This is a genomic window from Agrobacterium sp. NPDC089420, from assembly GCF_044900305.1.
GTDB lineage: Bacteria > Pseudomonadota > Alphaproteobacteria > Rhizobiales > Rhizobiaceae > Agrobacterium.
Window position 1 is genome coordinate 1 of sequence record NZ_JBJDMY010000003.1, and the last position, 17,442, is coordinate 17,442.

16 protein-coding genes are annotated in these 17,442 nt (G+C 60.3%); 3 read left to right on the plus strand and 13 right to left on the minus strand.

Annotation, left to right across the window (positions count from 1 at the left end; genetic code table 11):
* Positions 1 to 319: 319 nt before the first annotated feature.
* Positions 320 to 640, minus strand: coding sequence for a 4Fe-4S dicluster domain-containing protein (locus ACI2KA_RS04870; protein WP_404499740.1), 321 nt, complete (start codon positions 638 to 640; stop codon positions 320 to 322).
* Complete coding sequence (locus tag ACI2KA_RS04875) at positions 640 to 2,259, minus strand: FAD-dependent oxidoreductase (RefSeq protein ID WP_404499742.1); 1,620 nt, start codon at positions 2,257 to 2,259, stop codon at positions 640 to 642. Before ACI2KA_RS04875 ends, ACI2KA_RS04870 begins: the two co-directional genes overlap by 1 nt.
* A gap of 89 nt (positions 2,260 to 2,348) precedes the next feature.
* On the opposite strand from ACI2KA_RS04875, the gene ACI2KA_RS04880 reads away from it, so the two are divergent.
* Positions 2,349 to 3,155, plus strand: coding sequence for a phosphate/phosphite/phosphonate ABC transporter substrate-binding protein (locus tag ACI2KA_RS04880; RefSeq protein WP_404499744.1), 807 nt, complete (start codon positions 2,349 to 2,351; stop codon positions 3,153 to 3,155).
* On the opposite strand, the gene ACI2KA_RS04885 is transcribed toward ACI2KA_RS04880, so the two are convergent.
* Genes ACI2KA_RS04885 through ACI2KA_RS04905 form a run of 5 tightly spaced genes read right to left on the minus strand, consistent with a single transcriptional unit; the run spans position 3,137 to position 8,500 of the window.
* Entirely contained in the window at positions 3,137 to 4,114 is a 978-nt protein-coding gene (locus tag ACI2KA_RS04885) for an oligopeptide/dipeptide ABC transporter ATP-binding protein (RefSeq protein ID WP_404499746.1), read from the minus strand. The two genes, ACI2KA_RS04880 and ACI2KA_RS04885, sit on opposite strands and share 19 nt — an antisense overlap.
* Entirely contained in the window at positions 4,111 to 5,085 is a 975-nt protein-coding gene (locus tag ACI2KA_RS04890; RefSeq protein ID WP_404499748.1) for an ABC transporter ATP-binding protein, read from the minus strand. The genes ACI2KA_RS04885 and ACI2KA_RS04890 overlap by 4 nt, the downstream gene beginning before the upstream one ends.
* Positions 5,082 to 5,915 (minus strand): ABC transporter permease, encoded by an 834-nt coding sequence (locus tag ACI2KA_RS04895; RefSeq protein WP_404499750.1) that lies wholly within the window; start codon positions 5,913 to 5,915, stop codon positions 5,082 to 5,084. The genes ACI2KA_RS04890 and ACI2KA_RS04895 overlap by 4 nt, the downstream gene beginning before the upstream one ends.
* The gene (locus ACI2KA_RS04900) at positions 5,912 to 6,895 is read right to left on the minus strand and encodes an ABC transporter permease (protein WP_404499752.1); all 984 of its coding nucleotides are present in this window, start codon (positions 6,893 to 6,895) and stop codon (positions 5,912 to 5,914) included. The genes ACI2KA_RS04895 and ACI2KA_RS04900 overlap by 4 nt, the downstream gene beginning before the upstream one ends.
* Before the next feature lie 42 nt (positions 6,896 to 6,937).
* Positions 6,938 to 8,500 carry an ABC transporter substrate-binding protein gene (locus ACI2KA_RS04905; protein ID WP_404499754.1) on the minus strand — a complete coding sequence of 521 codons (1,563 nt, stop codon included), beginning with the start codon at positions 8,498 to 8,500 and terminating at the stop codon, positions 6,938 to 6,940.
* Positions 8,501 to 8,739: 239 nt separating this feature from the next.
* Between ACI2KA_RS04905 and ACI2KA_RS04910 the strand changes: the two genes are divergently transcribed.
* Positions 8,740 to 9,714 (plus strand): fatty acid desaturase, encoded by a 975-nt coding sequence (locus ACI2KA_RS04910; RefSeq protein ID WP_404499756.1) that lies wholly within the window; start codon positions 8,740 to 8,742, stop codon positions 9,712 to 9,714.
* A 121-nt stretch (positions 9,715 to 9,835) separates the two neighbouring features.
* Here ACI2KA_RS04910 and ACI2KA_RS04915 read toward each other — a convergent pair whose 3' ends face one another.
* The 6 genes from ACI2KA_RS04915 to ACI2KA_RS04940 all read right to left on the minus strand — a co-directional run bounded on the left by ACI2KA_RS04915 (position 9,836) and on the right by ACI2KA_RS04940 (position 16,107).
* The gene (locus ACI2KA_RS04915) at positions 9,836 to 10,882 is read right to left on the minus strand and encodes an isopenicillin N synthase family dioxygenase (protein WP_404499757.1); all 1,047 of its coding nucleotides are present in this window, start codon (positions 10,880 to 10,882) and stop codon (positions 9,836 to 9,838) included.
* A 35-nt stretch (positions 10,883 to 10,917) separates the two neighbouring features.
* Positions 10,918 to 11,106 carry a hypothetical protein gene (locus ACI2KA_RS04920; protein WP_107327886.1) on the minus strand — a complete coding sequence of 63 codons (189 nt, stop codon included), beginning with the start codon at positions 11,104 to 11,106 and terminating at the stop codon, positions 10,918 to 10,920.
* Positions 11,107 to 11,420: 314 nt separating this feature from the next.
* Positions 11,421 to 12,503, minus strand: a complete 1,083-nt coding sequence (locus ACI2KA_RS04925; RefSeq protein WP_404499759.1) for an amino acid ABC transporter permease — start codon at positions 12,501 to 12,503, stop codon at positions 11,421 to 11,423.
* Positions 12,500 to 13,684 carry an amino acid ABC transporter permease gene (locus ACI2KA_RS04930; protein WP_404499761.1) on the minus strand — a complete coding sequence of 395 codons (1,185 nt, stop codon included), beginning with the start codon at positions 13,682 to 13,684 and terminating at the stop codon, positions 12,500 to 12,502. Before ACI2KA_RS04930 ends, ACI2KA_RS04925 begins: the two co-directional genes overlap by 4 nt.
* An 18-nt stretch (positions 13,685 to 13,702) precedes the next feature.
* Entirely contained in the window at positions 13,703 to 14,734 is a 1,032-nt protein-coding gene (locus ACI2KA_RS04935) for an amino acid ABC transporter substrate-binding protein (protein ID WP_404499763.1), read from the minus strand.
* 395 nt (positions 14,735 to 15,129) lie between these two features.
* The gene (locus ACI2KA_RS04940; protein ID WP_304984203.1) at positions 15,130 to 16,107 is read right to left on the minus strand and encodes a LacI family DNA-binding transcriptional regulator; all 978 of its coding nucleotides are present in this window, start codon (positions 16,105 to 16,107) and stop codon (positions 15,130 to 15,132) included.
* A 228-nt stretch (positions 16,108 to 16,335) separates the two neighbouring features.
* On the opposite strand from ACI2KA_RS04940, the gene ACI2KA_RS04945 reads away from it, so the two are divergent.
* On the plus strand, positions 16,336 to 17,433 hold the full coding sequence (locus ACI2KA_RS04945) for an ABC transporter ATP-binding protein (RefSeq protein WP_404499765.1): 1,098 nt from the start codon (positions 16,336 to 16,338) through the stop codon (positions 17,431 to 17,433).
* The last annotated feature ends 9 nt before the right edge of the window (positions 17,434 to 17,442 follow it).

Here is a 17,442-nt window from a genome sequence, read left to right on the forward strand (position 1 = left end):
TAAAGCCAAGATGGCTCGTTCAAAATGACGGCCGCCCGCATGCCCCCGATCTCACCACATGCCACCGACATCAATTCAATCTGCGGGATTGCCATTTTGTCGAGCATACCGACTAAGCCATCACATCGTCGAGCGCAGCTAGGCGAGGCAATCTTCGGTTCATACCCGGTGCGCTATCGCGGGTCCGGTTCGCTCTTGATGGCTACCGAAACATTCGGGCGAAGCTGCCGGGCGACCTCATCGGGTCGCGAACCGCCTGGACTCCCTGACAGCGGATGACATATCCCAACCGGCTTAATGTGACAGGGTTGGGCCAGGCTTATTGCGGAAGGCGAAAGTGGTCGTCGATGTGGCGGCGGTGGCGCGTTTGCTTGTGCCAGCCGATGGCTTTTCTGTAGCTGCCGAAGAGGCCGCTCTGCCTGACGCTGTCGAGGGTGAGGTCATGGACGGCGTCGGCATCCGGATCGACGTAGAGAGCATCCACCGGGCAATAGGCCTCGCACATGAAGCAGGTCTGACATGCGGTCTGCCGCAGAATGACCGGCGGGCCTTCCGGCATCGCCTCGAAGACATTGGTCGGGCAGACCTGAACGCAGAGATTGCAATCCGTGCAGGTGTCGGGATCCAGAACCTCGATCATTATTCTGCCGCCTCCTTGTAAATACCGGTAATGACGGCTTCGCGCCGGATGGTGACGTCATCGAGACCGCTCAGAACGAGTCTGAAATGCTGGGCGGGATCCTGGTTGGGGAAATCCTCGCGCCGGTGCATGCCACGCGTTTCGGTGCGGGCGAGCGCGGCGCGATACATGAAGCGGGCAGTGGCGATCATCGCCTGTGCCTGACGCAACGGCAGGATCTGGCTTTCATCGGCGGCCGTTGCCGCGGCGTTCCTTGTCCACAAAGCGTCAAGTCGCGCCAGTGCCGCCGAAAGGCCGGAATGGGTGCGAAAGTAGTTGATGTCGAGGGGAAACACTTCGTCCTGCACCGCCCTGACGATGGCTGCAGGGTCGGCCGGTTCCTTCCGTGCTGCGGTGGTTTGCAATGCGGGTTGCGGAGGATCGTTTCGCGGCCGTTCCGCCTTTTCGCGCGCAAAGGCTGCAGCCGCGGCGCCGGCAAAGGCGCCCGTGGACATTGCCCAGGCCGCATTATGGCTGCCGCCACCGGTAAAACCGCCACAGATCGGCTCGCGCGTTGCGTTGTCGCCGGCGGCATAGAGGCCGGCAACCGTCGTCGCGCAGTCCAGCCCGGTTAGCCGCAACCCACCGGTGCCGCGCACCGTGCCTTCCAGCCGAAGCTTCACTTCGAAGAATTCGGTGAAGGGATCGATGCCACGGCGATCGAATGGCACGAAGAAATTCGGCTGGGCACGCCGCAGGATCGCCTTCACCTCGTCGCTTCCGGCAAGATCGAGCCGGGCATAGACGGGTTGCGACAGCAGGGTGCGGGCGATGATCGAGCGTCCGCGGGCGGAGCCTGCGCCTTCAATCAGGCTATGGTCCCTGTCATAGAACTGCGCGAAACGGTAGAGCGCCGTCTTGGTGATCGAGGCGAAGGCCGGCGAGATCGCATAGGCTGACGAGAATTCCATGCCCGACAGTTCCGCTCCGGCCTCGGCGCCCATCAAATAGCCATCCCCGGTCAAAACATCACAACCGAGCGCCTTGCTCATGAAGGCGCATCCGCCTGTCGCCAGCACCACGGCTCCGGCCGCAACGCGCCATTGGCCGCCCTGTTGCCGCCGCAGGCCGGTTGCGCCGACGACGCGCCCGTCTTCTGTCAGCAGTCTGATCGCCGGATGATGATCGAGAATGGCGACGCCGGCATTTTTCACCCGGCGACGCAAAAGCCGCATATATTCCGGTCCCTGAACGGAGATGCGCTGTTGTTCGCCGCTCTCGTCCCGGGGGAAGGGGTAACCCCAGTCCGCCAGCCGGTTGACGTTTTCGAAAGTCTTGTCGAGGACCGGCGCCATCCATGATCGTTCGGAAAGATAACCGCCCATGGCCTCACGGCTTGCCATGGCTGCGTCCAGCGCCTCGGCCTCTGGTGGAACATACCATATCTGGGTGCCGGCCGAGGCTGTTGCGCCGGAGCTGCCGCAATAGCCCTTGTCGACCAGAACAACGTTTGCTCCGGCGCCCGCCGCCTCCAATGCCGCCCAGCAGCCAGCGGGGCCTCCGCCGATGACGAGTACGTTGCAGGTAATGCCGGCGGTGGCTGGAGGCAAAGAGCGGGAGTCTTGCAGGGGCAGGCTCATGGCAGGCTTCCTTTCGGCAAAGAAATCGCATTGCGCTTTAAATCTATGTATTGCATAGGTTTTTGAGTTGTTTTTCCGGAGCTTCCCCCATGTCGGTCGCCAGCCTTGCCATGTATGCCAGCCCTTTGCCGGTCAAGGAGGCGACGGCGCTGTTCTGGGTGGCTCTGGGCAAACGTCTTCGTGCTGGTGGCGTTGACGCGCCGGAGGCGCTGGATGAGAAGACCCGCTATGACGAGGCCTGGCTTCGGCCGGATCTGCTGTTCGGCCAGACCTGCGGATATCCCTATGTCCGGCTTCTGCGCGGCAAGGTGCAGCTGGTGGCCACTCCCGTCTATAATCTGCCGGGCTGCGATGGTTCGTTGAAATGCAGCTTCATCGTCGTCAACGCAGCGTCGCGGGCGCAGTCGATCGCGGAGTTGCGGGGCGCCCGGGCTGCCATCAATGAGCCCGGCAGCAATTCCGGCTACAATCTCTTTCGCGCTTTCGTGGCGCCACATGCCGTGGACGGCCGGTTCTTTTCTGCGGTGCAGGAGACCGGTGGTCATCTGGCAAGTATCGACGCGGTTGCGCGAGGCGAGGCCGATATCGCCTCCATAGACTGCGTCACCTTCGGCAACACCCTGCGCTTCGATCCGCAGCGGGTCGCAGGCGTGCGCATCCTTGCCGAAACCGCCAAGGGGCCGGGCCTGCCCTTCATCACGGCTGCCGCGACACCGGCAAGGGAACTGGTGATGCTGCGACGGGCATTGGCCGAGACCATTGCCGACCCCGAGCTTGCCCATGTCTGCGATACGCTCTCCTTGCGCGGCATCAGCCTGCTTGGCGATGCCGATTACGAAGTGCTGGCCGAGCTTGATCGGGATGCCGCGCGTCATGGTTACCCCGTTATCGCCTGAGGCAGGGTTTCTGCTTCCGCCGAAAGCGGAAAGTGGCAGGCAACGTCGCGGCCCGGTGAACCGGCGGAAAGAAGCAGGGGAACGTCGGTTGAACAGCGTGGACGCGCCAAGGGACAGCGTTTGTGAAAACGGCAGCCGGAGGGCGGGTTACCCGGGCTTGGCAATTCCCCGGAAAGGACGATGCGATCGCGCCGGCGGCGGGGATCGAGCGTGAGATTGGCGGAAAGCAGCGCCTGCGTATAGGGGTGCCGGGGATTGCGAAACAAGTCGGCCGTCGGCCCGCTCTCCACGATCTGGCCAAGATACATCACGGCGACGCGATCGGTCACGCGGCCGACCACATTGAGATTGTGGGAGATGAGCAGATAGCTGAGCTTCAGGCGATCGCGAAGCGTGCGCAGAAGATTGAGCAATTCGCCCTGAATGGAGATGTCGAGGCCGGCCGTCGGTTCATCCGCAACGATGATCGAGGGGTCGGCCGCAAGCGCGCGCACCAGCGCCACGCGCCGCGCCTGCCCACCGCTCAGCTGATGCGGATAGCGTGAAAGAAGCTGCTCGCCGAGACCGATGCTTGCCGCAAGGGCCGATATCCGCGCCCAGCTTTCGGCAGACTGCACCTTGCGGATTTTAAGCGGTTCCGCCAAAAGCGCGCGCACTTTCATGCGGGGAGAGAGTGAAGCGGCGGGGTCCTGGAACAGCAGCTGTATGCGGCGCTGCAAATCGTTGCGACGGGCCGCCGTGGCATCGCCGAGCGGCTCTCCCTCCACCGAGAGCCTACCGGCGGCCAGCGGCTGCAGCCCGACGATGGCCCGGGCGAGGGAGGATTTTCCGCATCCGCTTTCCCCGACAAGGCCGAGGGTTTCGCCGGGGAACAGATCCAGCGACACGCCGTCGACGGCGGTCAGCCGGTCATAGCGGATGACTGCATTTTCCAGCGAGAGGATGGGGGTACGCATCATGCCGCCTCCAGCCAGCAGAAGAAGCTCTGCCCGCTTTTTGCCTGCCGGTGCGGCGGCTTTTCCGCGCAGCGGTCGTGGCGGGAGGGACATCGTTCCGCAAAGATGCAGCCCCGCGGCCGGTGGGCGGGATCGGGAACGGTGCCGGGAATGGTGGCAAGATCCTGCCGGCGGTCGAAGGCGGCGTAGGGGTCTATCTCGCAGTTGAGCAAGGCGCGGGTGTAAGGATGTTGTGGATGATGCAACACGTCCGTTACCCGGCCGTTTTCCACCACCGTGCCGGCATACATCACGATGACGCTGTCGCAGAGTTCGGCGATAAGCCCCATGCTGTGGCTGACGACCAGCATGGAAGCGGCAGTCCGTTGCCGCAGCCGATGCAGCGTCTCCACGACCTGCGCTTCGACCGTGGCGTCAAGTGCCGTGGTCGGCTCGTCGGCAATCAGCAGCTTCGGTTCGACCAGAAGCGCCATGGCGATCACGACCCGCTGCCGCATGCCGCCGGAGAATTCGTGCGGATAACGGTGCATGCGTAGCGCGGCATCCTGCAAGCCCACATCGGAGAGCACCGCTTCCGCCCGCGCCCACAGCGCCCGCCGGCTTTGTTTTGGAAAGCGTCGGCGCTGGATATCGACGAGCTGCGTGCCGATGGTGAACATCGGGTTCAGCGCGGTCATAGGGTCCTGAAACACCATGGCTATGTCGGTGCCGCGAAACCTTGCCGTTTCCCCTGACGCCAGATTTGTCTCGCGTCCGTCAAAGGCCACGCGCTTTGCTGAAATTTCCGCATTCCCGGCAAGCAGGCCGAGCAGGGTGAAGGCGACGGTTGATTTGCCGCTGCCGCTTTCGCCGACAAGGCCAACGGACTGGCCCCGGCCGATGGTGATGTCGACACCGTCGATAATATGCGCGCTGTGTCCGGCGCCCCTGTAGGATACATTGAGGTCTTCTATAAGCAGGAGGGCGTCTGTCAAAGGCTTCTCCTCAGCTTGGGGTCGAGCGTGTCGCGCAGGGCTTCACCCATGAGCGCAAAGCCAAGTGTGGCCAGGATCAGTGCCAGGCCGGAAAAGGTGGCAAGCCACGCCGACTGGTCGAGATAGGTGTAACCGTCATTGAGCAGGTTGCCCCAGCTGGCAAGCGGCGGACGCACGCCCAGGCCGAGAAAGCTCAATCCCGCCTCGATGGTGATGACGACGGGAATATCCATGCATGCCAGCACGAAAATAGGGCCAATGATATTGGGCGTGACGTGATGCAGGACCACACGCCAAGTCTCGGCGCCGAGGACCCTTTCGGCCTCGATGAAGGGGCTGTTGCGGATTGCGATCGTCTGGGCGCGGGCGACCCGGCCGAAATGCGGGATGAAGACGATGCTGACAAGCAGGACGACGTTGCCGAGGCCCGGGCCGAAGACGGCGACAAGCGCCAGAGCAAGGATGATGCTTGGGAAAGACGTCACGATATCAAAGATGCCGACGATAAACAGGTCGACAACACGCGACGAGAGGGCCGCTGCCACGCCAAGGGCGACGCCCGTTGTCAGCGAAATGGCAATGACGGAAAGAGATATGCCGAGTGCGACCCGAGCGCCGTAGATAAGCCGGCTCAATATGTCGCGCCCGAGGTGATCGGTTCCCAGAAGATGTTGCAGCGACGGGTCCATGAAGCGGTTGGCGGGAGCTATCGCGTTTGGACCGTAGGGGGCGATCAGCGGTGCGGCGATTGCCGCCAGACAGAGAAGCGTGACCGCGAGGATTGCGAATGTGCCGCCGGGCCGGCGGGCAAGATCGACAAGGAGCGTCATTGCTGCTGCCGCTTTCCCGACACGAACCGGCTGCGCTCGCGCGGATCGAGCAGGCTCTGGGAAAGGTCCGCGATGAGATTGGTCAGGACGTAGAGCAGCACGATGACGAAGACACCGCCCTGTACGACCGGATAATTGCGCGTGCGGATGGCGTCATAGATCAACGAGCCGAGACCGGGGCGGTTGAAAATCACTTCTGCAAAGACTGCGCCGCCCAGAAGTTCGCCAAAGCCCATGCCAAGAACCGCGACGGTCGGCAGCATCGCCGGTTTCAAGGCGTATTTCACCAGGATTTTCATCTCGCTCACACCATAGGCCCGCAAGGTGCGGATCTGGTTTTCGCCGAGCACTTCCAGCAGCGAGGCGCGCAGCAGACGGGCGACATAGCCGATCCAGCCGGCGGCGAGCGCCGCCGTCGGCAGGGCGAGATGCCAAAGCTGGTCGCCGATATCGCCGCTTTCGCCGGCACCCAGCACCGGAAACCACCGCAGCTTCACCGAAAACATCATCAGGAGAAACACCGAGACGACGAAGCTCGGGGTCGAGATGAAGCCAACACTCAGGAACGCGATAAGCCGATCCGTCTGCCCGCCTGGCCAGTGGGCAGAGACGAGCGCAAGCGGTACGCCAAGCGCAATGGCGCAGAGCATGGCGGAAACGGCCAGTGCCGCCGTATTGGGCAGGGCCGCTGCAACGAGGGCGATAACCGGGCGGCCGTTGAAGACGTCTTCGCCGAGATCGCCGGAAGCAAGTCGGCCGAAAAAGGCAAACACCTGCCCGATCAGCGGCTTGTCGAGACCGATGCGGGCATTGAGCAGCGATATCGCTTCAGGCGTTGCGCGCGAACCGAGGATCACCGTTGCGGGATCGCCGGGAATCAGCCGCGTCATGGTCATCAGCAAAACAACGGAGCCGGCAACGGCGAGGAATGCCGTCACCAGCTTGAAGACGAGGTGAATGCGCAGGGAGGCGCTTCTCATCGCGGCGCATCCCTGTCGGTCATTGAAACAGCGTGCACCGGATCAGGCCGTCGCTTCCGTAAAGGCCGTATAGAGCCAGTTGTTGCCATTCGGCAGAACACCGGGTTTCAGCCATTTGCGCGCGGCAAAGGCATTCAGATTGTGCGTGATCCAGATGAAGGCTGCGGATTCGTCGAGCAGTTTCTGTGCTTCGATATAGATCTTTTCACGCTCGGCGGGGTCGACTGTGACGCCGCCCTTTTCGTGCAGCGCATCGTAATCGGCGTTCTTCCAGCGCTGCCAGTTCCACTGGCCGACCTGCGCGGAGGTGAACCATTGTGTCTGGAAGCCGGGATCGAACTTTCCGTTGAATTTAATCAGCGACAGTTCGAGATCCTTGCTGGCGTCGTTTTTGCCGAGTGCCCAGTAGGCGGCGGATTCGAGCGCTTCGATCTCCACCTCGATACCGACTTCAGCAAGGTTGGCCTGAATGATCTGGGCAATGGCCTGATACCGTGCCGTTGCTTCGATGGTGAGCTTGGTCTTGAAACCGTTTGCGTGGCCGGCTTCGGTGAGCAATGCCTGCGCCTTTTCCAGATCACGGGCATAGACCGGCGCGTCTTTCCAATATCCGAGCAGGCTTGGCGCCAGCAGCGAATTGGCGCGCGGATAGATGCCGGAATAGGCGCCCTGCAGAATCGCGTCGATGTCTACCGCATAACGGATCGCCTGGCGGACACGAATGTCATCGAAGGGCGCCTTTTCGATGTTCGGCCCGAACCAGACATAGTCGATAGCGGGGATTTCCGTCACGCTCGCATCCGGTAGCTTGGCCAGGGCCTTTCCATTTTCGGGGTCGATTGCGGTGAAGTCGATTTCGCCGGACTGGAAGGCAATTTCCGAAGTCTTCTGTTCTCCGATCGGTTTGCCGACGATCTGCTGGAAATGCGGCTTGATCGGCCCCTTGTAGTCGGGGTTGATTTCGAGCGTGAATTGTTCACGCGGCACCCATTCCTTGAGAATGTAGGGACCGCTGCCGATCAGTTTCGTGGCGATATCCTTGCCCAGTGCTTCGAAAGCCTTTTTGGATATGATCCGGCCAGATCCGTCAGCAAGCGCGATCGTATAGAGTGCCGGTGCCGGCTGTTTGAGGATGATGCGGCCTTCGAGTGGGCTGACAACCTCGACACGGTCAAGAGCCGACCAGTCCTTGGCATAGGTGACGGGCTTGCCTTCGGCGTCCGGCTTGAGGAAGCGCTCGAAGGAGAATTTAACATCTTCGGCGGTCAGCTCACCGTAACCGCCGGTAAAGGTAAGGCCGCTTCTAAGTTTGAAACGGATTTCGGTATCGCTGACCTGTTCCAGTTCCTCGGCGGCATCGAGCTCCCAGTCCGTCGAGCCTGGCTTGAAGGATATCAGGCCCTGTTGCACTGACCAGATAACATTGAGATCGACCGGGCCTGAACGATTGGCAGGATCGAGATTGGAAAGGTCTTTCTCGACGCGAACGACGATCCTGGAGCGGTCCGCATTGGCGAAAACGGGATGAGCGCCGCCAAGAGCGACAAGACCCGCAATGGACGCGCCGCCGACGAGCACCTGCCGGCGTGTGGTGTTGAATGTCAAGATAGGTCCCTCCGGTATGGAGCGCCTGCCCGCGGCGGGCGGCGCTCAGCAATTCGACCGAGGGATTAAAGCTAATAACCTACAAATTTTATAGAATAAATATTTTCCGTAGAGTGCCGCTGCAAAACCATTTTTCCCTTTTTCCGGTCCGTGCTGCAAAGCCGTGCGGCGCGCCATCCGGTGCCCGCCTTTATAGTGACATGCGAAACCCGTTACCCACCGCCAGCCGGAACTACTCCATGTCCCGTCTCCCTTCTCCCGACCTCTTTCGCTCGCCATCCACCTCTGTCGCCATTGCTTCTATTGAATGGCAGACGGTGCTGCTGGCGGCTGTCATTTATGGCGGTTTCTTCACGGTGACGTGGTTTTGGCAATCTTTGCCGGTTCTCGCTGTCATCGCGCTTGGCGGTTGGCTGATCGCCTGGCATGGTTCGCTTCAGCACGAGGTCATTCACGGACATCCCACCCGTTATCGCGCCATCAACGATGCAATCGGCTGGCCGCCTTTATCCCTCTGGTTGCCCTATGCGGTCTATCGGGAAGGGCATCTCACCCATCACCGCGACGAACACCTGACCGATCCGATCGAAGATCCGGAATCCTCTTATTTTACCCAGGCTGCCTGGGAGAAAATGGGACTTGTCGGCCGATATCTGGCGCTCTGGAACACCACCTTGCTGGGACGGCTGACACTCGGCCCGCTGGTCATGATCGCCAGTTTCCTGGTGCAGGAGGCTTCTCTGGTCCTCAAGGGCGACAGGCCGCGCGCCGCACTTTGGGCGCGGCATGCGATTGGCGTTGCGGGTGTTCTGATCTGGGTGGCAGGAATTTGCGGAATGCCGCTCTGGCTCTATCTCTTCGGTTTTGTTTATGTGGGCGCGGCGCTGAGCAGGCTCCGCTCCTATGCGGAGCACCGTTATGCCGACCATCAGGATGAGCGCACCGCGATCGTCGAGAACAGCCCGCTGTTCGGGCTGCTGTTTCTCTATAACAATCTGCATGTGTTGCATCACAAATCGCCTGCCGTCCCCTGGTATAGTATCCCGGTTCTCTACCGTCGCCATCGAACCGCTCTCGTTACGATCAATGGCGGTCTGGTCTATAACGGCTATCTTGATGTCGCCCGCCGCTTCTTCCTGAAGCCCCATGACGATCCGCGTCATCCTCGCCATCTTGAGGCATTGCCCGTTGATGCCGCGACGAAGGATGTTTGATCGTAACGGGTAAGAGGAAAGACCACCTTACTCCCGACAGGCGGCATCGAAATCAATGCGCCCCGTCGGGCCTGTCGTCAGGGAATTAAGCGAGCCGAAGTGGTCTCCGACATCAACCGGACTAAGCGGTTTTGTGTTCCGGCGGCAGAAGATCGGCGTGGTGCGCGAGCGCGACGTCGGGATGCGAGCGTAAGCGGCTCTTGAGGTGGTTCTGCCCAACCTCCCGGAAGATCGGGTTAAGGGGATCAACGGTGATGCCCCGTTCGGAGCGCTTCAGTTCGTCCGGCAAGTCGATGACCGGTATGGTCGCGTCATAGCGGGAGCCGAGGAAGAAGGCGACGGAAAAGCGCTCCACACCCGCTGGCGGCGCCACGACGTCATGCACATCTGCGCGGACGAAGCCGTTGGTGGCAAGTTCCAGCAATTCACCGGTATTGATGATAAAGGTTCCAGGCACTGGCGGCGCGTCGATCCAGTCTCCTGTTTCGGTACGCACCCGCAGCCCTGGCGTCGTGTCCTGGAGAAGCACGGTGACAAAGCCACCATCCTTGTGGGCGCCGACGCCCTGATCGGTCTCGGCGATATCTCGTCCGGGATAGCGGATGATTTTGAGAAGCTGCGTCGGTTGTGGCTCATAAATCTCGGCAAAGACGTTTTCCGGCTGCCCGAGAGCGGCGGCAATCGCCTTGAGGAGATCGATGCCGATCCGCGTCACCTCCGCCTGATATCGCAGCAGCAACGGTTTGAGTTCGGGCAAAGCCTCCGGCCATTGATTGGGTCCAAACAGCCGCTTCCATGGCGGCGAGTCCGGACCGATCTTTGCCGGTTCGCCTTCGGTATTGATGTCGAGCTGTTCACGCCAGTCCTGCTCGCCCCGCGTCCGCTCCTGACCGGCCCGGTTATAGCCACGGAAATGCGGTGATTTCACCATCTCGATCTTGAGCTTTTCCTCCAGCGGCAAAGCGAAAAAACGTTTCGAGGTCGACAGGACATCTTCGATCAGCCGGGGATCGACACCGTGGCCGGTGAGATAGAAAAAACCATGGTCATGGAGCACGTTGCGCAGGTCGCTGACAAATTCACTACGCTCTTCCGGCGAATGAAAACGCGAAAGGTCGAGCGTCGGCAGCAAAGCCGTATTTTCGATGCGGGCGGTTTGAAATACCATGTCCAGTTTCCGGCTTTTGGGTGGTTTCTTATTACTCAGGCGGCCAATACCTGTTCGCCGTGCAGATGCGCCCGGATGGCCGACTTCAGCTCCGCGACGCTGGAAAACTGCCGGTTGTCCAGATCGATGACGTGGAATTTGACCGCGATGAATCGCAGCTTGTCGTTGTTCGGGATAGCAATGCCGACGGGCAGTCCCTGATATTCGATCGTTTGTCTTTGCATTTCGCTTCTCCGCCAATCTGGACTTTGTGGGGGTGTTTGGTACGGACCGTCTTTCGACGGCGCCCGCATTCGGGGCAGAGAGAGGCGACAACAGGGTCTGGAGCGACGGACATGACTTGACGTCGATGCAGGCGAAGCGGATGCAAAGGCCATTTCCGAAGTTCCTTTTTACGATTATTTTCTACAAAAAATATATACTACATTGAGCAATGGAACCACTGATTTTGATGCCGGTTCGGAAGAAAAATCTATACTTCTCCATAATGGCGAGCGTGCGTAGATAATTATCTCAGAAATGCCCAGCTGGGGAATTGTCATTCTCCTTGGGTTGGTCTGTTTCGCAGCAGGCGCTCCAGCCACAGGCTGTACCGGGACGCGCCAAAGCAGATCGCGAAGTAGATAAGGGCCACAAGCAGATAGGCTTCGTTGTAAAAGCCGAGCCAGCCCGGATCTGTTGCGGCTGCGCGGGCGGCGTTCAGCAGGTCAAAAACGCCGATAACCGCGAGCAGGGATGTTGCCAGCAGGAAACCGATTGCCAAGTTGACCATGCCGGGAATGACGATCCGCAATGCCTGGGGCAGAACGACGAGATGCATTGTCCGCCAGTAACCGATACCCAGCGCAGTGGCCGCTTCCTGCTGGCCGGATGGTATCGCCTGCAGGCCGGCACGCACGACTTCCGCTATATAGGCTGCCCAGAAAAGAGTGATCATGATCATCGCCCGGATCATCTTGTCGAACTGTGCTTCCGGCAGCGCCATGGGCAGGATCAGCATGGCGACATAGAGGATCGCGACCATGGGCGTGCCGCGCATCACCTCGATGTAGACGATCGAAAGGGTACGCAGCCCGCCAAGGCCCGAACGACGGGCGAGCGCCAGAAGGATCGCAATCGGCGTCGCGGCCGCAAAGCAGATGGCCCAGACAAACAGCGTCACCGGCAGCCCGCCCCATTGGTTGGACGGAACTGGAGAGCCGCCCGGACCACCGGTCAAGAGCATCCAGCAAACCAGAGCCGCAACCGGCCAGACGAGCAGCAGTTCCCTGCGCCAGAAACGCGGGAGAGCGCTGGTGACGAGCAACGCCATGAGGATCAGAATGACGAGTGCCGGACGCCATTGCAGGTCCGGCGGGTAGAAGGCGAACAGGATGAAACGCAGCTTGGCGGCAATGAAGGCCCAGCAGGCGCCCTCGCGCGCCGCACAGTCCGCGGAGGTTCCGCTCCACGTGGCGTCAAGCAGCGCCCACCGGAAAAAGGGCGGCAGAAGCCAGGTCAGTCCTGCCAGTGTCAGAAGAGTGATGGCGCTGTTGGAAAGCGTGCCGAAGAGCCCGTTTCGCAGCTTGCCGAGAGGCCCATGAAGCCGATGGGCGGCGGTGTTTCCGGCCTGTCTGGTCATCGTGCCGTTCCCTTCAGCGCAACCCTCTTGTTGTATTGGTTCATGAGCGCGGAAACGACCAGATTGATGCCGAGGTAGGTGCCGATGAGGATCATGAGGGCCTCCAGCGACTGACCGGTCGTATTGGCGGTTGTGTTGACGATGCTGACGAGATCCGGGTAGCCGATGGCGACCGCCAGACTGGAATCCTTCGTCAGATCGAGGTAGCTCGACGTGGCGAGCGGGGTGATGACGCGTAGCGCCTGCGGAAGCACGATCAGCCGCATGATCTGTCCATTGTGCAGGCCGAGCGCGCGGGCGGCTTCCCACTGGCCGCGATTGACCGACTGGATGCCAGCCCGGACAATCTCCGCGATTGCGGCGGAGAACTTTACGATCAGACCGGTTAAAAGCGCGGCAAATTCCGGTGTCAGATTATACCCGCCCCGGAGGTTGAAGCCCGCTAATGCGGGCGTTTCAAACGTGAGCTTCGCTCCTGATGCCGCGAACGCGGTGGTCGCGGCTGCGAGAATGGCGACGATGGCAATAGTGACGGTTCGCCCGTTCAGCCGCTTCAAATGGGACAGCAAGACGAGCGCAAGGCCAAGGGCAAGGATGATAAATATCACAAGCACCGGTGCGGCGACCGGGAGGCCTTCCGCAAAGACGGCCGGTAGATAAACGCCGCGATTGGTCAGATAGACCGATCCGAGCAAAGCGCCCGCCTGGCGCGGCGCCGGAAACGCCTTGGCGAGCGAAACCCAGAAGAAGAGTTGCAGCAGGAGCGGCGTATTGCGGATCAACTCCACATACCAGCGCACTAGGGAGGCAAGAAGCAGGTTTCCTGACAGGCCCGCGACACCCACGGTCACGCCGACAACAGTCGCTAATACGCAGCCGATCAGCGACACTTTCAGCGTATTGAGCAGCCCCGCCAGCATGGCACGAAGATATGGATCGCCGGCGGCGAAAGTGATCGGACTTTCGCCGATTTCGAAGTTCGCCGAACGCCAGAGAAAATCAAAGCCCGGTGAGACGCCGATACGGGCCATCGTCGTCGTGACGTTGATCCCGAGATAGACGAGCAATGCGATAAACGAGGCGATGACCGCCAGTTGAGCGATGGGGCGATGGCCCCACCACATGAGCAACCGACGATAGATGCCGGGCCTGCGAGGACCCGGCGTTACGATTGAGGACATCTGTGAAACTCGACCGTCTCAACGGAAGGGTGGGGAATAAAGCAGGCCGCCATCGGTCCAGAGGCGATTGTAACCGCGATCCCAGCCGAGCGGCTTCAGATGCCGGTCGAAGATTTCACCATAGTTGCCGACCGTCTTGATGATGTTATAGGCCCATTTGGGATCAAGGCCGATGGCCTCGCCAAGCGAAGGATCGACGCCGAGGAAACGCTGGATTGCCGGGTCGGGAGACTTCAGAAACTCATCGACGTTCTTGGAGGTAATGCCCCATTCTTCCGCCTGGATGGTGGCGTTGACGGTCCAGTTCACGATTTCCAGCCAGCGGTCGTCACCGCCGGCAATGGCCGGCGCCAGTGGCTCCTTCGACAGCCGTTCGGGCAGGACGATATAGTCGTCCGGTTTCTTCAACTGGGTGCGCTTGCCGACGAGATCGGAGGAATCCTGGGTGATGGCGTCGACGCGTCCCGACTCCAGCGCCGCGATAAACTGCCCGGTATCTTCGATCGTGACCGGCGTGAATTTCTTGCCGGTCTTGCGGAAGAAGTCGGCAACGTTGAGTTCGCCGGTGGTACCGCTCTGGGCGCCGATGGTGGCGCCGTCCAGATCGGCGGCCTTGGTGACGCCCAGATCCTTGCGGACCAGAATGCCCTGACCGTCATAGAAAATTGTCGGACCAAAGTGGAAACCGAGCTTGAAGGCGCGGGTGACGGTTACCGTGACGCCGGAAAGCAGGATGTCGAATTCACCGCTCTGCAGCGCAGGCAGGCGCTGCTGGGGAGAGGAATTGGTGAATTCGACCTTGTCCGGATTGCCGAAGACGGCGATGGAGAGCGCACGGCCGTAATCGATGAAGAAGCCCTGCCAGCGACCGTTGCTGTCCGGCGAGAAGAAGCCCGGCGTCGTGCCGACGCCGACCTTGATCGTGCCGCGCTGATTGATCTTGTCGAGTGTCGGGCCGGCATGGGCCGTGCCGGACAATGTTGCGGACGCCAGCAGCGCCGCGGCAATGGTCGATCTGACGACGCCGCCGATAAATCCCTGAGATGACATCTAAAAATGCTCCTGATGAAATGATCAGGTTTACCGCCCACCGATTGATCCCCCGATGGCCGAAACCTAATAATATAGTAATTTTATGGAATATATAAACGAGGGATCGATTGCCCGAAATTTAAGCTTTTAGAAAAGGCAATTGCTTATTTTTCGAATTGTCGGAACGGCGGTTCTCTGGACGGAAGTGAGGGCTTCGAGATCGTCCGCCTTGCTGCTTTTTGCGTCCCGGGTGTCCTGTGCAGCCGCTATGCATGAAAGGAAAGCCTGTCTTGTCCTGCGGCTTTTCCGGTATTTCCTCTAGAATCCTCCCCGAAACGCCAATTCATGAAAGCCCGAAAAATTGCAAACCAGTTGACTAGGGGCAGAGCGTCGAGATTAAAGATTAACGGTTATCAGGCACTCTCGCGCGAGATGACATCGAACCCGATATCGCAGGTTCGCGGCAGGACGACCCCACCGGAGGCACGGCTTATAATCAGTTCCGCGCCTTTTGCGCCCATCTCGTAGGCATTGGGCTGAAGAGTTGTCAGGCCCGGGGTGATCTCGGACGCTATTTCGTAATCACCCCAACCCGTCACAGCCAGACGTTCAGGTATTTTCCAGCCTCTGCGGCTGCATTCGAACAGGACGCCTGCCGCCACGATGTCCGTGGGACAAATCACACCATCGATTTCGGGGTCGATCCGGCACAGGTCATCAAGCGCTTTCGGCCCGGCCCCGAAACCATCCGCTTCATCGACAAAACATATCCGGTGGCTGTCCAGACCTGCAGTCTCCAGGCATTCGCGAAATGCCGGGAGGCGTTCGGTGTAGCGGCGCGATGATGCACCCTCGTAACCCACGAACCCTATGCGGCGGCAACCGCGCCGGATAAGCAGCGAGGCCATGGCCTGTATGGCGCCTGTCGTTGAATAGCCGACCGCCATGTCGACGGCATCATTGCTGACCCATGCCTCAACTACCGGTGTTGCGCTTTTGAGAACGAAATCCATAATCCCGGCCGCGTGCTCGTTGCCGACCAGGATAATGCCTGCAACGCGCAGGCCAATGAATGTCTGGATTGCGGCCGCCTCGTCATCGCGGCTTTCCGCCAGCTTGAGCACAAGTTCATAGCCCTGTGCTGCTGCATATTCCTGTATGCCGCGCACGTATTTGTAGAAACTTGAGTTCTTGATGGAGGGAATGACCGCGCCGATGATGCGGCTCTGGCCGGAAGAAAGATTGCCCGCCGAATGATTGGGTACATAGCCCAGTTCGGCCGCAACCTTGAAAACACGCTGACGCGTTTCCTCGAGCACTCTCGCGGGATAGCGGAAAGAGTTCGAAACGGTCATTGGCGATACGCCCGCCGCGCGCGCGACGGACTGCATCGTTACCACCGGTCTGTTATCGTCTGGCCTTGTCATGTGCGTCTGTTTCGTTGTCCGGCGCGGCATAAATTTCAAGGATTTTTATCCCCGCAATCCGCGAAATTAAAGAAAAGGAGTTCTTGACGGTACGATTCATCTCGGTGATTGTAGCGCTACAATCCACTCATACATGACCGGAAGCAGCATGAGAACCGTTATCGGTGGCAAAATAGAACGAAGGCTCCGCCCATGAGCGGGCCGCTGCGTGAGCAGCCTGCCGCGCTTGTGCTGAAGGGTGTCAGCAAGCGTTACGGCGCCACGCTTGCCGTAGATAATCTCGATCTCACCATCGAGGCCGGCAAACTCGTTTCTCTGCTCGGCCCCTCCGGTTGCGGTAAGACCACAACGTTGCGCATGGTGGCCGGTTTCGAACTGGCCGATAGCGGCAGCATTCATACCGGCGAAACGGACGTGACCACGCTTGCACCCCACCGGCGGCGGCTGGGCATGGTATTCCAGAATTACAGCCTGTTTCCCCACCGCACCGTGGCTGAAAATATCGCTTTCGGCCTGCGTATGCAGGGTATCGGCAGGGCGGAAAGAGATGGCAGGGTCGCGGCGATGCTCGATCTCATTAAGCTTTCAGGCCGTGGCGATACCTGGCCGTCGCAATTATCGGGAGGGCAGCAGCAGCGTGTGGCGCTGGCGCGCTCTCTGGTCGCCAATCCCCGCGTATTGTTGCTGGACGAGCCTTTGAGTGCGCTCGACAAGTCATTGCGCGAGAGCATGCAATTCGAGATCCGCGCCATGCAGCAGCGCCTCGGCATCACCACGCTTCTGGTTACGCATGATCAGGAGGAGGCGCTGTCCATGGCCGATGAGGTGGCGGTGATGAGTCGGGGGCGCATCCTTCAGAAAGGCACGCCCGGCGATATTTACGACCGGCCGCAAAGCCGGTTCGTGGCCGAATTTCTGGGCGCGTCGAATATTTTCGAAGGGGTCGGCTCGGAAGATGGCACTTCGCTGGTGCTGACTGGCCCTTCAGGACCGGTGCGTTTTCTGCTCGGAGCAACTGTGGCGCCATCATCGCCGGTGGTGCTTTCAGTCCGTCCGGAGCGGATTTTCCCGGCGCGCCAGACTGATGCCGCCTGGCTTGCCGGGCGTGTGGCGGGTGCGGTTTTTCGCGGAAATTACGCCGCGTACCAAGTCGATATTCCCGCGCTTGGCCGTCAGATCCTTGTCTATCGCCAGCCGGAAGGCCCGCCCGGGGAACTCGCCTGGCATCTTGGTCAGCAAATCGCACTTGGCTGGAATCCGCAGGATGCAGTCACCGTGAAACCGGAATGAACTGAAAGC

What these genes read in the sequence shown, in the direction of transcription:
- ACI2KA_RS04870 (WP_404499740.1), bottom strand. Translation starts at nt 640, where the DNA reads ATGATCGAGGTTCTGGATCCCGACACCTGCACGGATTGCAATCTCTGC.
- ACI2KA_RS04875 (WP_404499742.1), bottom strand. Translation starts at nt 2,259, where the DNA reads ATGAGCCTGCCCCTGCAAGACTCCCGCTCTTTGCCTCCAGCCACCGCC.
- ACI2KA_RS04880 (WP_404499744.1), top strand. Translation starts at nt 2,349, where the DNA reads ATGTCGGTCGCCAGCCTTGCCATGTATGCCAGCCCTTTGCCGGTCAAG.
- ACI2KA_RS04885 (WP_404499746.1), bottom strand. Translation starts at nt 4,114, where the DNA reads ATGATGCGTACCCCCATCCTCTCGCTGGAAAATGCAGTCATCCGCTAT.
- ACI2KA_RS04895 (WP_404499750.1), bottom strand. Translation starts at nt 5,915, where the DNA reads ATGACGCTCCTTGTCGATCTTGCCCGCCGGCCCGGCGGCACATTCGCA.
- ACI2KA_RS04900 (WP_404499752.1), bottom strand. Translation starts at nt 6,895, where the DNA reads ATGAGAAGCGCCTCCCTGCGCATTCACCTCGTCTTCAAGCTGGTGACG.
- ACI2KA_RS04910 (WP_404499756.1), top strand. Translation starts at nt 8,740, where the DNA reads ATGTCCCGTCTCCCTTCTCCCGACCTCTTTCGCTCGCCATCCACCTCT.
- ACI2KA_RS04915 (WP_404499757.1), bottom strand. Translation starts at nt 10,882, where the DNA reads ATGGTATTTCAAACCGCCCGCATCGAAAATACGGCTTTGCTGCCGACG.
- ACI2KA_RS04920 (WP_107327886.1), bottom strand. Translation starts at nt 11,106, where the DNA reads ATGCAAAGACAAACGATCGAATATCAGGGACTGCCCGTCGGCATTGCT.
- ACI2KA_RS04925 (WP_404499759.1), bottom strand. Translation starts at nt 12,503, where the DNA reads ATGACCAGACAGGCCGGAAACACCGCCGCCCATCGGCTTCATGGGCCT.
- ACI2KA_RS04930 (WP_404499761.1), bottom strand. Translation starts at nt 13,684, where the DNA reads ATGTCCTCAATCGTAACGCCGGGTCCTCGCAGGCCCGGCATCTATCGT.
- ACI2KA_RS04935 (WP_404499763.1), bottom strand. Translation starts at nt 14,734, where the DNA reads ATGTCATCTCAGGGATTTATCGGCGGCGTCGTCAGATCGACCATTGCC.
- ACI2KA_RS04940 (WP_304984203.1), bottom strand. Translation starts at nt 16,107, where the DNA reads ATGCAGTCCGTCGCGCGCGCGGCGGGCGTATCGCCAATGACCGTTTCG.
- ACI2KA_RS04945 (WP_404499765.1), top strand. Translation starts at nt 16,336, where the DNA reads ATGAGCGGGCCGCTGCGTGAGCAGCCTGCCGCGCTTGTGCTGAAGGGT.